The 12,787-nt window shown below is 60.5% G+C and carries 12 protein-coding genes; 4 read left to right on the top strand and 8 right to left on the bottom strand.

Translation table 11 applies throughout. From position 1 onward, the window contains the following. Window positions 1-3: 3 nt before the first annotated feature. From IEV82_RS11705 to IEV82_RS11695, 3 genes are read left to right on the top strand one after another with little or no spacing between them, the layout of a single operon-like run. Window positions 4-1,164 carry a microcin C ABC transporter permease YejB gene (locus IEV82_RS11705; RefSeq protein WP_188482220.1) on the top strand — a complete coding sequence of 387 codons (1,161 nt, stop codon included), beginning with the start codon at window positions 4-6 and terminating at the stop codon, window positions 1,162-1,164. Between the two features lie 3 nt (window positions 1,165-1,167). Further along, entirely contained in the window at window positions 1,168-2,358 is a 1,191-nt protein-coding gene (locus IEV82_RS11700) for an ABC transporter permease (RefSeq protein WP_188482219.1), read from the top strand. Continuing rightward, window positions 2,355-3,947, top strand: a complete 1,593-nt coding sequence (locus IEV82_RS11695) for an ABC transporter ATP-binding protein (protein ID WP_188482218.1) — start codon at window positions 2,355-2,357, stop codon at window positions 3,945-3,947. The genes IEV82_RS11700 and IEV82_RS11695 overlap by 4 nt, the downstream gene beginning before the upstream one ends. Here the strand turns inward: IEV82_RS11695 and hemN are convergent. Beyond that, window positions 3,944-5,299 carry an oxygen-independent coproporphyrinogen III oxidase gene (gene hemN, locus IEV82_RS11690; RefSeq protein WP_188482217.1) on the bottom strand — a complete coding sequence of 452 codons (1,356 nt, stop codon included), beginning with the start codon at window positions 5,297-5,299 and terminating at the stop codon, window positions 3,944-3,946. The two genes, IEV82_RS11695 and hemN, sit on opposite strands and share 4 nt — an antisense overlap. Before the next feature lie 59 nt (window positions 5,300-5,358). Here hemN and fnrL point away from each other — a divergent pair, with 59 nt between their 5' ends. Beyond that, entirely contained in the window at window positions 5,359-6,105 is a 747-nt protein-coding gene (gene fnrL, locus IEV82_RS11685) for a transcriptional regulator FnrL (protein WP_188482216.1), read from the top strand. A gap of 3 nt (window positions 6,106-6,108) precedes the next feature. On the opposite strand, the gene IEV82_RS11680 is transcribed toward fnrL, so the two are convergent. From IEV82_RS11680 to IEV82_RS11650, 7 genes are all read right to left on the bottom strand, one after another. Next, on the bottom strand, window positions 6,109-7,194 hold the full coding sequence (locus tag IEV82_RS11680; RefSeq protein ID WP_188482215.1) for a TFIIB-type zinc finger domain-containing protein: 1,086 nt from the start codon (window positions 7,192-7,194) through the stop codon (window positions 6,109-6,111). A gap of 80 nt (window positions 7,195-7,274) precedes the next feature. Further along, window positions 7,275-8,399, bottom strand: a complete 1,125-nt coding sequence (locus IEV82_RS11675; protein ID WP_188482214.1) for an SPFH domain-containing protein — start codon at window positions 8,397-8,399, stop codon at window positions 7,275-7,277. A 16-nt stretch (window positions 8,400-8,415) separates the two neighbouring features. Then, window positions 8,416-9,315, bottom strand: coding sequence for a DUF2927 domain-containing protein (locus IEV82_RS11670; RefSeq protein WP_229747766.1), 900 nt, complete (start codon window positions 9,313-9,315; stop codon window positions 8,416-8,418). 76 nt (window positions 9,316-9,391) lie between these two features. Further along, the gene (locus tag IEV82_RS11665; RefSeq protein ID WP_188482212.1) at window positions 9,392-10,591 is read right to left on the bottom strand and encodes a toxic anion resistance protein; all 1,200 of its coding nucleotides are present in this window, start codon (window positions 10,589-10,591) and stop codon (window positions 9,392-9,394) included. Between the two features lie 29 nt (window positions 10,592-10,620). Further along, the gene (locus tag IEV82_RS11660) at window positions 10,621-11,523 is read right to left on the bottom strand and encodes a 5-bromo-4-chloroindolyl phosphate hydrolysis family protein (RefSeq protein ID WP_188482211.1); all 903 of its coding nucleotides are present in this window, start codon (window positions 11,521-11,523) and stop codon (window positions 10,621-10,623) included. A gap of 172 nt (window positions 11,524-11,695) precedes the next feature. Next, the gene (locus IEV82_RS11655) at window positions 11,696-12,550 is read right to left on the bottom strand and encodes a hypothetical protein (protein WP_188482210.1); all 855 of its coding nucleotides are present in this window, start codon (window positions 12,548-12,550) and stop codon (window positions 11,696-11,698) included. After that, window positions 12,550-12,747 carry a hypothetical protein gene (locus tag IEV82_RS11650; RefSeq protein WP_188482209.1) on the bottom strand — a complete coding sequence of 66 codons (198 nt, stop codon included), beginning with the start codon at window positions 12,745-12,747 and terminating at the stop codon, window positions 12,550-12,552. The genes IEV82_RS11655 and IEV82_RS11650 overlap by 1 nt, the downstream gene beginning before the upstream one ends. Between the last annotated feature and the right edge of the window lie 40 nt (window positions 12,748-12,787).

Below are 12,787 nucleotides of genomic sequence, written 5' to 3'. Positions count from 1 at the left end.
CCCTTGGGAGCTTATATTCTTCGACGGTTGTTGCTGATCATTCCGACCCTGTTCGGGATCATGGTCATCAATTTTGCCCTGACGCAATTCGTCCCCGGTGGACCGATCGAGCAGGCGCTGGCCCGTATCCAGGGCGAGGGCGACGTGTTCGCCGGGTTCTCGGGTGATGGCGGTGGGAACCAGAATGTCGAGGAAACATTCGGCTCCGACAGCGACTATATCGGCGCGCGCGGGCTGCCCAAGGAATTCATCGAAACGCTGGAGATCGAGTTCGGCTTTGCCCGGATCGTCTGCGAGGAGGGCTATGTCGGCGAGCCGAATCTGGATGATCCAGCCTGCGAGAAAGAGGCGATCGGCGCGGTCGAACGCTTTGGCATGATGATGTGGAACTATCTGCGGCTGGATTTCGGAGAAAGCTATTTCCGGTCGATCGGCGTGATGGAACTGGTGCTGGAAAAGATGCCGGTGTCGATCTCATTGGGCCTGTGGTCAACGATCATCGCCTATATCGTGTCGATCCCGCTGGGTATCCGCAAGGCGGTCAAGGACGGCACACCGTTCGACACCTATACGTCCGCGGCCATCATCGTGGCCTATGCGATCCCGGGTTTCCTGTTCGCGATCCTGTTGCTGGTGCTCTTTGCAGGCGGGTCGTATTTCCAGATATTCCCGCTCAGGGGGCTGACCTCGGACAATTGGGATCAGCTGCCGTTCTTTGCCAAGATTGCGGATTATTTCTGGCACATCTTCCTGCCGGTTCTGGCCTCGACCATCTCGGCCTTTGCAACGCTGACGCTGCTGACCAAGAACAGCTTTCTGGACGAGATCAAGAAGCAGTACGTGATCACCGCACGGGCCAAGGGGCTGGCGGAACGCCAGGTGCTTTATGGCCATGTGTTCCGCAACGCGATGCTGATCGTGATCGCAGGCTTTCCGGCGGTGTTCATCGGAGTGTTCTTTTCCGGCTCGCTCATCATCGAGACGATCTTTTCGCTGGACGGTCTGGGCCGACTTGGCTTTGAGGCAGCGGTGGCGCGGGATTATCCGGTGATCTTTGGCACACTCTTCGTGTTCGGTCTGATCGGGCTGGTGGTCGGCATCCTGTCGGACCTGATGTATGTTCTGGTCGATCCGCGCATCGACTTCGAAAAGCGGGAGGGCTGACGCATGGCCGCCAATCCCGAACCGGGTGACCGCGATATCGTGACCGAACCCAGCCCGGCTGTGCCTGTCGCGCCGGTGCGCAGCCGCTTCACCCTGTCGCCCCTGAACCAGCGACGGTGGAACAACTTCAAGCGGAACCGCCGCGCGTTCTGGTCGCTGATCATTTTCTGCGTGCTGTTCGGCATGTCGCTCTTTGCCGAGTTCATCGCCAACGACAAACCGATCCTCGTGCAGTATCGCGGCGAGTTCTACACCCCGATCTTCAACTTCTACGCCGAGACCGATTTCGGCGGCGATTTCAGAACCGAGGCCGCGTATCGCGACCCAGAGGTGAAATGTCTGATCCGCACCGGCGGGCTCGATGCCTGTTTCGACGATCCCGAAGGTCTGATCGAACAGGTCGATGCGGGCACGGTTCTGGATGGGGATTTCTACAAGGGCTGGTCGATCTGGCCCGTGATCCCGTATGACTTCCAGACCCCGGTAGACCGTCCAGGTGCCGCTCCCTTGCCCCCGAGCGAGCAGAATTGGCTGGGCACGGACGACACCAAGCGCGATGTGATGGCGCGGGTGATCTACGGGTTCCGTCTGTCGATCTTTTTCACCCTGATCGTGACCGTGCTGGCCAGCGTCGTTGGTGTTGTGGCGGGTGCATTGCAAGGCTATTTCGGCGGCTGGCTGGATCTCATCTTCCAGCGGATCATAGAGATCTGGTCCTCGACCCCGTCGCTTTACATCATCATCATCCTCTTCGCGATATTGGGGCGCAGTTTCTGGCTGCTTGTGTTTCTCACAGTGCTGTTCGGCTGGACCGCTTTGGTGGGCGTGGTGCGGGCGGAATTCCTGCGGGCGCGGAACCTTGAATATGTCCGCGCCGCCAAGGCACTGGGCGTCAGCAATACGACGATCATGTTCAGACACATGCTGCCCAACGCGATGGTGGCGACGCTGACCATGTTGCCCTTCATCGTGACAGGGACAATCTCAACTTTGGCCGGTCTGGACTTCCTTGGTTTCGGCCTGCCATCATCGGCGCCATCGCTGGGCGAGTTGACGCTTCAGGCCAAGCAGAACCTGCAAGCACCATGGCTGGGCTTTACCGCGTTCTTCGTGTTCGCGCTGATGCTGTCGCTGCTGGTGTTCATCTTCGAAGGCGTGCGCGACGCGTTTGACCCGAGAAAGACATTTACATGAGCAAGATCCTCGAGGTCAGCAACCTGAGTGTCGGATTCCGGCAGGACGGTGAAACCGTGGCCGCGGTGCGGGGCGTGTCCTTTCACATCGAACGCGGCGAGACAGTTGCATTGGTGGGGGAATCCGGGTCGGGCAAGTCGGTCACTGCGCTGTCCACCGTATCGCTGTTGGGCGATTCCGCGCGGGTTGCGGGGTCGGTGCTTTACAATGGCGAAGAGATGGTCGGCGCGGACGACGCGCAGTTGCGGCGCATCCGGGGCAATGACATCAGCTTTATCTTTCAGGAGCCGATGACGTCGCTCAACCCGCTGCACACGCTGGAAAAGCAGTTGGCGGAATCCATCGCGCTGCACCAGGGTCTGACAGGTTCCGCCGCGCGGGACCGGATCATCGAACTGCTCAACAAGGTGGGTATTCGTGACCCTGAAAGCCGACTGGGCGCCTATCCGCACCAGTTGTCAGGCGGCCAACGGCAGCGCGTGATGATCGCGATGGCGCTGGCGAACGGGCCGGAACTGCTCATTGCGGACGAGCCGACGACGGCACTGGACGTCACCATTCAGGCGCAGATCCTGAAATTGTTGGCCGACCTGAAACAGGCCGAAGACATGAGCCTGCTGTTCATCACTCATGACCTTGCCATCGTGCGCAAGATCGCGGACCGGGTCTGCGTGATGAAGGATGGCGAGATCGTCGAGACCGGGCCGACGCGCGAGATTTTCGCCAACCCGCAGCACCCCTATACGCAGATGCTTCTGAGTGCCGAATCCACCGGGTCACCCGATCCGGTCAAGGAAGGTGCGGAAGAAATCGCGCGGACAGACAACCTCAAGATCTGGTTCCCGATCCAGAAAGGGTTTCTGAAACGCACCGTCGGCTATGTGAAGGCGGTCAATGACGCGACCATCGCCGTCCGGGCGGGTGAAACCGTGGGTATCGTGGGCGAATCCGGGTCAGGCAAGACGACACTGGCGCTGGCGATCATGCGGCTGATCCAGTCGGAAGGCGGCATCACCTATCGCGGGCAGAACGTGCGCGATTGGCCAACCCGCGAATTGCGGCGGTTGCGCAGCCAGATGCAGATCGTGTTCCAGGACCCCTATGGAAGCCTCAGTCCGCGCATGACCTGCGAACAGATCATCGCCGAGGGTTTGGGTGTACACGGATCGCCGGACGGCCGGTCGAGCCGCGAACTGGTGACCGAGGTGATGACCGAGGTGGGTCTAGATCCAGCGACGATGCACCGCTACCCGCACGAGTTTTCCGGCGGTCAGAGGCAGCGCATCGCGATTGCGCGGGCCATGGTGCTGCGCCCGAAACTGGTGGTGCTGGACGAACCTACGTCTGCGCTGGACATGACGGTACAGGTGCAGATCGTGAACCTGCTGCGGGACCTGCAACGGAAATACGATCTGGCCTATCTCTTCATCAGCCACGACCTCAAGGTGGTGCGGGCGATGTCGCACAAGGTGATCGTGATGAAGGCCGGGGATGTGGTGGAATACGGGTCGGCGTCAGACGTGTTCACCAATCCGCAGACGGAGTATACCAAGACATTGATGGCGGCGGCGTTCGATCTGGCGAGTTAGATTGCCGAGCTGTGTCCCGCTGAGGACAGGTCATAGGCGTCGAAGCTCCGCGCGATGATCCGCGTCAAGGGACGGGCATCAGGCGGGACGAACAGGCCTTTTTCGTCGATGACCAGCATGTCCTCGAATTCCGCATTGGCGCGCCTGAACATCGCGGTCACCTCTGCTTCGGTCGTGTCGTGGTCACGTACCAGTTCGGCGGTATCGATGCGGAAATCGCACATGAGCATTTCGATCATCCGCGCACGCAGCTTGTCGTCTTCGGTAAAGCTGTGGCCGCGTACTGTCGAAAACTCATGGGCGCGGATCGCCTTGGTATAGGCCGACGTGGCGGGGGCGTTCTGGGCATAGCCCTGCGGAAACCTGGAGATCGAGGAGGCACCAAGACCGACCAGCACATCGGACGTGTCATCGGTATAGCCTTGAAAATTCCGCCGCAGTTTGCCGTTGCGGGCGGCGATGGACAGACCATCCTGCTTGGTGGCGAAGTGGTCGATGCCGATCTCGTCGTAATTGTCCCAGACAAACAGCTTGCGCGCGGTCTCGAAGAGGTTGAGCCGGTCATCCGGGCGCGGCAGGGCGTCGGATGGGATCATCTGTTGCCGTTTTGCCATCCACGGCACATGGGCGTAGCCATAGAGCGCCACCCGGTCGGGTGAGAGCGACAGCAGTTTCTGCACCGAATCGACGATTTTGCTGCGGGTCTGGTCCGGCAGGCCATAGAGGATATCGGCGTTCAGGCTCTGGATGCCGCGGTGGCGGATCATGTCGACGGCGTGTTTCGTGGTGTCGAAGCTTTGTTCACGGCCAATCGTCTTTTGAATCTCGGGGTCGAAATCCTGCACACCGATGGATGCGCGGTTCATCCCGCTGTCGAACAGGGCATCAAGACGCGCCGCGTCGATCTCGTTCGGGTCGATCTCGACCGAAAATTCGTAATTTTCCGCAAAATCGGCAACGTCGCGCACAGCTGCGGACAGATCCCGCATGTGATCGGGCGACAACAATGTTGGCGTACCGCCCCCCCAATGCAACCGCGACAGGTGAACGCCGCGCGGCAGATGCCGTTTGAGCAGCTTCAACTCATCCTTGAGCGTTTCGACATAGGCCGCAACCGGCTCTCCGCTCGCGGTGCCTTGCGTTCGGCAGGCACAAAACCAGCACAGGCGGCGACAAAACGGCACATGCAGATAAAGCGATATGTCCGAGTTTTCCGGGATCGCCTCAATCCAGCGGGAGAAATCCCCCGGTTTCACGTCGTTTTTGAAATGAGGGGAGGTCGGGTAGCTCGTATACCGAGGTACCTTCGCGTCGAATAGTCCCAAACGGGAAAGTTGTGTTCTCGCTATCATGCGCATACCATTAAATCACAGAACCAAAATCATCTTTGATACAGATCAAGACCGGAACCATGTTGAAAGAAGATCATCTCTCCGTCACGCAGGATTGCAACGACTGCCCGATCCGTCACCGCGCCGTCTGCGCCCGGTGCGAAACGGACGAGTTGGAGCGTCTTGAGGACATCAAGTATTATCGCCGCTTCGAGGCAGGACAGACGGTGATCTGGTCTGGTGACCGCATGGATTTCGTGGGGTCGGTCGTGTCGGGAATCGCAACACTGACCCAGACCATGGAAGACGGGCGCACGCAGATGGTGGGTCTTTTGCTGCCCAGTGATTTCGTGGGACGGCCGGGACGTTCAACTGCAGCCTATGACGTGGTCGCAACCACCGACGTGGTGATGTGCTGTTTCCGCAAGGCCCCTTTCGAAGACCTGATGGAGCGCACGCCGCATATCGCCCAACGCCTGTTGCAGATGACGCTGGATGAGCTGGATGCCGCGCGCGAATGGATGCTGGTTCTGGGGCGCAAGACTGCGCGCGAGAAGATTGCGTCGCTGCTGTCGATCATTGCACGGCGCGACGCGACTCTGAACATGGGACGGCTCGATGGCCCGGTGACGTTCGACCTGCCCCTGACCCGCGAGGCAATGGCGGATTACCTTGGCCTGACGCTCGAGACCGTGTCGCGGCAGGTGTCGGCGTTGAAGAAGGACGGGATCATCACGCTTGAAGGCAAGCGGCATGTCACGGTGCCGGACATGACCCTGCTTCTCGAAGAGGCCGGTGACGACACAGATGGCGGGATGCTGGTCTGACGCCTACTGGTTCAGCGCCGCGACATATCCGACGCCCGCCGCAAGGATCAGCCCGAGAATCACCGCAAACGTGATCTTCCATGCAGACCAAGGCCGTTCACCCTGCACCGCCCCAGTCCGCCCGTTGACGACAAAGCGGTAGCTTTTTCCCCGGTATTTATAGGCGGCCAGCCAAACCGGCAGCAGGATATGCTTGAACGTCACAGACGAGATGCGCGTGTCGATGTCATGCACGCGCTGGCGGTCTCCGCCGATGTCGAACTTCACATCCCGCATGATGATACGGTCCATGTGATGCCGCGCTTCGGTATACCCGTCCTGAAGCTCTACCCCGTACGCCTCTGCGCGGAAGCCAGCGAGATATTCCGGATGATACGGCTCGAGGCCTGACAGATCCCACGGCTCCAGCGCGTCGGTGTAGCGCTTTGGCAGGGATCGCGAGGCCAGGACAAGCACATCGTCAAAGAAGCGCGACACGCGGCCCGATGCAGGGCGCCAGCGCACCTTGGCCACGCGCACGGTTTCTGATTTGCCGTTCCGCACGACGCGGCGGGTCTCGTAGTAGACGGTGCCGTGTTCACCCTGATACGAAGACTGGGTATCGGCATCGAAGGTCCAGTAGGGCACGTAGATCCCGGTCATCTTGCGGCCCTTGCGCGCATAGTCCTGCAAGCCGTTGGGCGCGAACCAAAGACCACCCAGCCATGCGGTCATGGCGGTGCGCGCCGCTGTCTCGTCAAGCGAAAACGGAAGCAGGCCCTTGGGCTTGATATGCCGGTTGCTGCCGGTGTCGGTGACGACCGGGGTGGCGCAGAACGGGCATTCGGCTGCGTGCACACCCGGATCGAACTCGACCTGCGCTGCACAATTCGGACATTTCGAAACCCGTGTCTCTTCCATCTCCTGCGACGGCAAGCGATCATTGATCGCGGACTGAAAGTCGACCTCCCGAATGGCGCCGCTTGCCCAGGGACCGGCCCCCGCGATCTCGTTTCTGTTGCCGCAGTGATCGCACAGCAGTTGCCCGCTCTCCGGATCGAAGCGAAAGTCCGCGCCGCATTGGTCGCAGGGGAACCGGTGTTCTTGCATGGGTGCGGTAAGCGTGTCTTCTGACAAGGGAGCTGCGCCTGTTTGTTGAAGGTTCAAAATATCCTCTGAGTATCAGACAGTTACGATCCGGGAGGGGGTGGCGGCAGGACGGTGAATAGCTGCGCCAGTTCCATCACCTCTTCCGCCTTTTTCCAGCCGTCCTGACCTGCGGTCCAGACATAGCTGTCGCGGGTCAAGGCACCATCGCTGGCCATCCGTCCCATGGACGCCTTGGAAAACGGCCCCTTGGTTTCGCCGTTCTCTGCCACGTGCCACACATGCTCGACGGGCGGCGGTGGCGGCATCTGGCGCGACACGGGTGCGGCACCCTGCAACTGTTGCGGAGCGGCACCCCACGGACCGGCCTGCGCGGCTGCCTGCCCGATCTGCATGCCCAGGCCGGCTCCAAGACCTGCCTGAATGGCGGCAGCGCCTGCGCCGTCATTGCCGAGCGCCTCGGCGGCCTGGAATTGCATGTATTCGTTCAGGTTTCCAATCACGCCCATCGACGACCGCTTGTCCAAAACGGCTTCGACGGCAGGGGGCAGCGAGATGTTCTCGATGTAAAGCTCGGGCAGTTCGAGACCGTATTCCGCCAGCGGCGGCGCGATTTCCTTGGCCAGCAGCTTGCCCAACTCGCGGGTGTTGGCCGCCATGTCGAGCACGGGGATGCCCGCGCGTGCGATGGTGCGGGAAAACTCCTGCACGATGATGTTGCGGATCTGAAAGCTGATCTCGTCCATGGTGAATTCACCATCGGTGCCGACGATTTCGATCAGGAATTTCGCGGGGTCCGTCACACGCACCGAATAGGTACCGAATGCCCGCAGACGCACAGGGCCGAATTCGGGATCACGGCAGATGATCGGGTTCTTGGTTCCCCATTTCAGATCCTGGAACCGGGTCGTGTTGACGTAGTAGATCTCTGACTTGAAGGGTGACTTGAAGCCATGGTCCCAGTGCTGCAGCGATGTCATGATCGGCATGTTGTTGGTCTCGAGCATGTAGAGACCGGGCGTGTACACGTCGGCCAACTGGCCTTCGTGTATGAACACCGCCGCTTGACCTTCGCGCACGGTCAGCTTGGCGCCGTACTTGATCTCGTGGCCCTCGCGTTCAAAGCGCCAGACCAGCGTGTCGCGGGTGTTGTCCGTCCACTGGATGACATCAATGAACTGGCCGCTCAGGAAATCGAAAATGGGCATATGGGTCTCCGTTAAATCAGCTGGGTCCGCCGCCGGTCAGTTCCCGAGCGATGGTGCGCACGATCGGGCGAGCCTCGTCGGCGGACATGCCCGGGGTCAACCTGGGGTCGTAGAGGATTTTCAGCAACAGCTCGTCATGGCGGGTCAGCAGCGCAAATTCCTCGTCGTCATTGAAGATCGAGGGGCGTGCGTTCGGGTCGTCATTGGCAAGGCCAAGCCCCTGCGCCAGTTCTTCATGGATGCAGGCGCGGCGGGACAGGTCGGGATGTTCGGTCCGCACCAGAGCCACGGCCTGCCGGTACGCGCTGCTCGACCGGCTGTCGGCAAAGGCCACGACCAGGCAATGAATGGAGCGCGGCAGGTTCAGGAAAATCGCGCGGCTCGATGCATCCATCCCCGGCGCGATGCGATCCAGCGTTTCACGCAATTGCGTCTTGTCGTCTTCGCCCATGAACAGAACATGAAAATTGGGCTGCATGGTCACAAGCGAAATCGGGTGGCCGGACACATCGGACAGGCGACGGGTGTAGCGGGACAGGATTTCGCGGTCCGTCGCCTGATCCTCGGCTGAATGACTCTCTCCGAATGTGACGCCGACGCGCACCGGGATCGTCCATTTCTTGATCTCGCCCAAATCACCGCTGGAGGGCTGCAGACCGGCACCGCGTGCGTATTCTTCGGCCAAGGCGATGCGTTCGAAATTGCGGATGAGCATCTCGTCGGTATAGGGCGTGTCCACACCGCCGCCATCCAACCGCAACAAACCCCGCCCCAACAGGTCTTCCTCGACCCGCGCATAGTAGCGGCGCAGTTCAAGTGACTGCTCCGATGGCATGCGCGGCGCGGGCGGTGTGACCTCGACAGGACGTTCGGGGCGCGCCTGCGGTTTGGTGTCCGCAGGCGGGTTGTCCATCATGAGCGCATCGCATGCCGAAAGAGCCGCGAGAGCGGCGCAGGACCAAAAGATATGAAACCCGCGCCTCAGCACGCGCTTACTCGTCCGGCATGGAGGCGGCCGTGGTCGAGCCAATCCCATCCTTGCGCGCCTTTGCCGAGGCAAGGGTGTCGCGCAGTTCGGCTTCCATCTTCTTGAGCTCGGCTTCGGCAGCGGCGCGCTTGGCCTTGCCTTCATCCGCGATCTGGAGGCTTTCCTGGATCGTGCCGATCAGGTCGGCATTGGCCTGCTTGACCGCTTCGATATCGAACACGCCGCGTTCCATTTCCTCGCGGATCAGCTTGTTGCTGTCGCGCAGGTTCTTGGCGTTCGAAGTCAGCAGTTCGTTGGTCAGGTCATTGGCATCGCGCACCGCAGCCGCCGCTTCGGCAGACCGCTGGATGGTCACAGCCTGCGCCAGTTGGGTTTCCCAAAGCGGCACCGTGTTGACGAGCGTCGAATTGATCTTGGTGACCAGCGACTTGTCGTTTTCCTGCACAAGACGGATGGACGGCAGCGACTGCATCGTCACCTGACGAGTCAGTTTGAGGTCGTGCACCCGGCGTTCCAGATCGTCGCGGGCGGCGCGCAGATCCCGCAGTTCCTGCGCCTTCATCACCTGATCGTTTTCGGCCGCGGCCTGAACCTCGGCCTCCTTGGCCGGAATGTCGGTGCTGTCGATCGACTGCAGCTTTTCCTCACCGGCGGCGATGTAGAGCGCCAGTTCATCATAGAATTGCAAGGTCTTGTCATACAGCAGATCAAGCGACTTGATGTCCTTGAGCAGCGTATGCTCGTGCTTGAGAAGATCATCCGTGATCTTGTCAATCTGCGACTGGACCTTTTCGAATTGCGCCGTGAACTTGGCAAAGGGCGCGGTGCGGCCCAGCAGCTTTTCCCACCAGCTGCGCTCGCGGCGCACATCCAGTTCGGAAACCGAAAAGCCCCGGATCGTGCTGACGATGCCACGCAGGCTGTCGCCGGCGGGGCCGACATCCTTGTTGCGGACATCCGCCAGCATCGCCTGCGAGATTTCCTGCAATTCGGCCTGCGCGTTGGAGCCGAACGACACGATGGACTGGGTGTCGGTCATGTCGATCTCGGCCATGCGGGATCTGATTTCCTCGCTGAGGGCGGGATCGGCCTGCCCCAGCGGGATGATGGCGTCCGCCGCCTTGGGTTCGGGCAGGATGACGGCGTTCACTTCTTCCACCAAGGCAAGCGTGTCCTGGGCTTTGGCGCGGATTGTTTCAGACATCGAGGTTTCCTCTACAAAACATTTCTACTCTATTTCACATCACGATCAATTCGCACACCTTCGCGCTGCAAGCGCTCACGGAGCACGTCGATCTCGACTGTCAGGTCGGATCGGTCGTCCAAAAGCATCTTGCGGGTGCGGGCCGCAAAATTCTGTTCAAGATCATCCAGAAGCGCCTCGTAATCGGAGCGCGCCTGCGGGTCATTGGTTCGGGCAAAGACATCCGAGAACTTGATCGTCGCGTCCCGCGCACCCATCAGGTAGACGCCAAGATACTTGCGCGCCGAGGTCAGATCCCTCGGGTCTTCCTCGACGGTGCGAAACAGGTCCTTGGCGGTTGTTTCAAACCGTTCGACGCGGGCGATCATGCTGCGGTCACCGGACCGCCGGATGGCGTCACGCATCGCGGCAAGATGGGCTTCTGCCTCGTCGATGGCGCGGGCGACGCGGTCCTGCTGGAACGTGTCGATGCCCTCCATGCCCTTGTCGCTCAGCGGATCAAGACCGAACGCGCCGACATGCAAGACAGCCGCAGCCACACCGTAGATGACAGGCGCGATCAGGCCGGGTTCATTGGCGAAGGCGGCGATTCCGACACCAATGCCCGCCAACAAAGCCGCAGCGATCTTGCGGGGAAAGGCGGGGCGACGGGACACCTTGCGGGCGTTGTACGCCGCTTCTGCCGTCAGCCCGCCGCGCAGCAGCCACGCGCCAAGCAGCAGCGTACCCGCACCAACCAGCCCAAGGCCCATGCCGATGGCACCTTCATTGATCGAGGTGAAGGCCAGAATGATCGGCGGGACGAACAGCATGTTGGAGCGTGCGCCGACCGGATCCACTGTCGCGCCCTTGAAAGAGCTGGATGCAGCGCTTTTTGTCGACTGCGATGTCGTTCCATCCGGGCTGAATTTGCCACCAAAGCGTTGGGCCATGCCTAAAGCCCCCCGAGCCAGCCGCTGGCTATCCCGAACAGCAGGACAAGCAGCAGCGCGTAGCTGACTTTTTGCAGGCCGGCACCGGTCATGAGACCCCCTTTCCCAAGTGTTGCACAAAACTTAAGTTATGTGCCTAGGGCTTACTAGGGGGAAGTCGCCGGAAGTCGGTTCATGCCGCGTGATACCGCTGCATGCGGTTGAACAGAAGGTCTGTCTGAAGTTCGAAATTGTCCCGTCCCTTTCCGATGCCGCTTTTGCGGGCGCGGGATTCGAACGTATCGACAAGAGTCTGGATCTTGATGAGAAACTTGCGCCGCTGGAACGGAGTCACGCTGCCTCTTGGTGCTTCGACCAACGCTGTGACCTCGGCCTGCATCTTGTTGATCAGCTTTGTGACCGATGGCGCGATCCGCTGCAGGGTGGATGTCGTCACGTCGATTGTGCTCAACAGCCCCATCACGGTGTTCACCGTCACCCGTGTGCGTTCGTACAGGTCATCGTCCTGCAGACGCGCCAGTGTCAAAAGCATCTCTTCGCAGCGATCATCAAAATCCTGGTACAGATGGGTGTTCAAGATGCGCAGCTTGGTGACCGGGTTGTCCATGCCCTTGTCGCGCATCGGATCGAGGCCGAACGAGATCAGGCACAGAATGAAGGTCGACATCGCAATGACCACGGGCACGGCAGGCGCCGCGATTTTCGTGGTGGCCAGAAGACCGACAACCAAGGCAACGATGGTGCTGCCGATCATCTTGAACGGGATTTTCGGCCGCGCGGCTATTTCTTGTGCGTCATAGGCGATATGCGCCTTTTGCCCGATGGAAAGGCACAAAAGCCCCACTCCGAACAGCGCGATGATCAGGATGGCAGACGCAAAGCCCGCAACCGTGCCGTCCAGCAGCCACAGGATCAACGGACAGGTCGCAAGAACCATGAAGCCGACTGGCACGTCCTCGACCGGGGCCGCCTTGCCGAGCGCCGCGCTGCGACGGCTGTCCAGCAAGTTTGTGAGCAAACGCCGCATCACAGGAACCCGAGTGCGAAAATGGTGAGCCAAAGGATCGCGAACGCCACCCACGAGGCCATCGCGCCATGCGTGCGGATGCGCTGCACCGCACCCCGGAGGGCCTTGGATGTGTCATCGGCCACCGTGCCGAGGTTCGACAGAACCAGAAGCACCGAAGTCACAAGCACAGCAGAGGTGAAAAACGTGATCAGCATGAGGTGACTGTCGTCACCAAAACGGGCGGAAAATGGGCGT

Origin of the sequence: Marivita lacus (genome assembly GCF_014637725.1) — a bacterium.
Classification (GTDB): domain Bacteria; phylum Pseudomonadota; class Alphaproteobacteria; order Rhodobacterales; family Rhodobacteraceae; genus Marivita; species Marivita lacus.
This window is presented reverse-complemented; position numbering and strand designations above follow the sequence as displayed.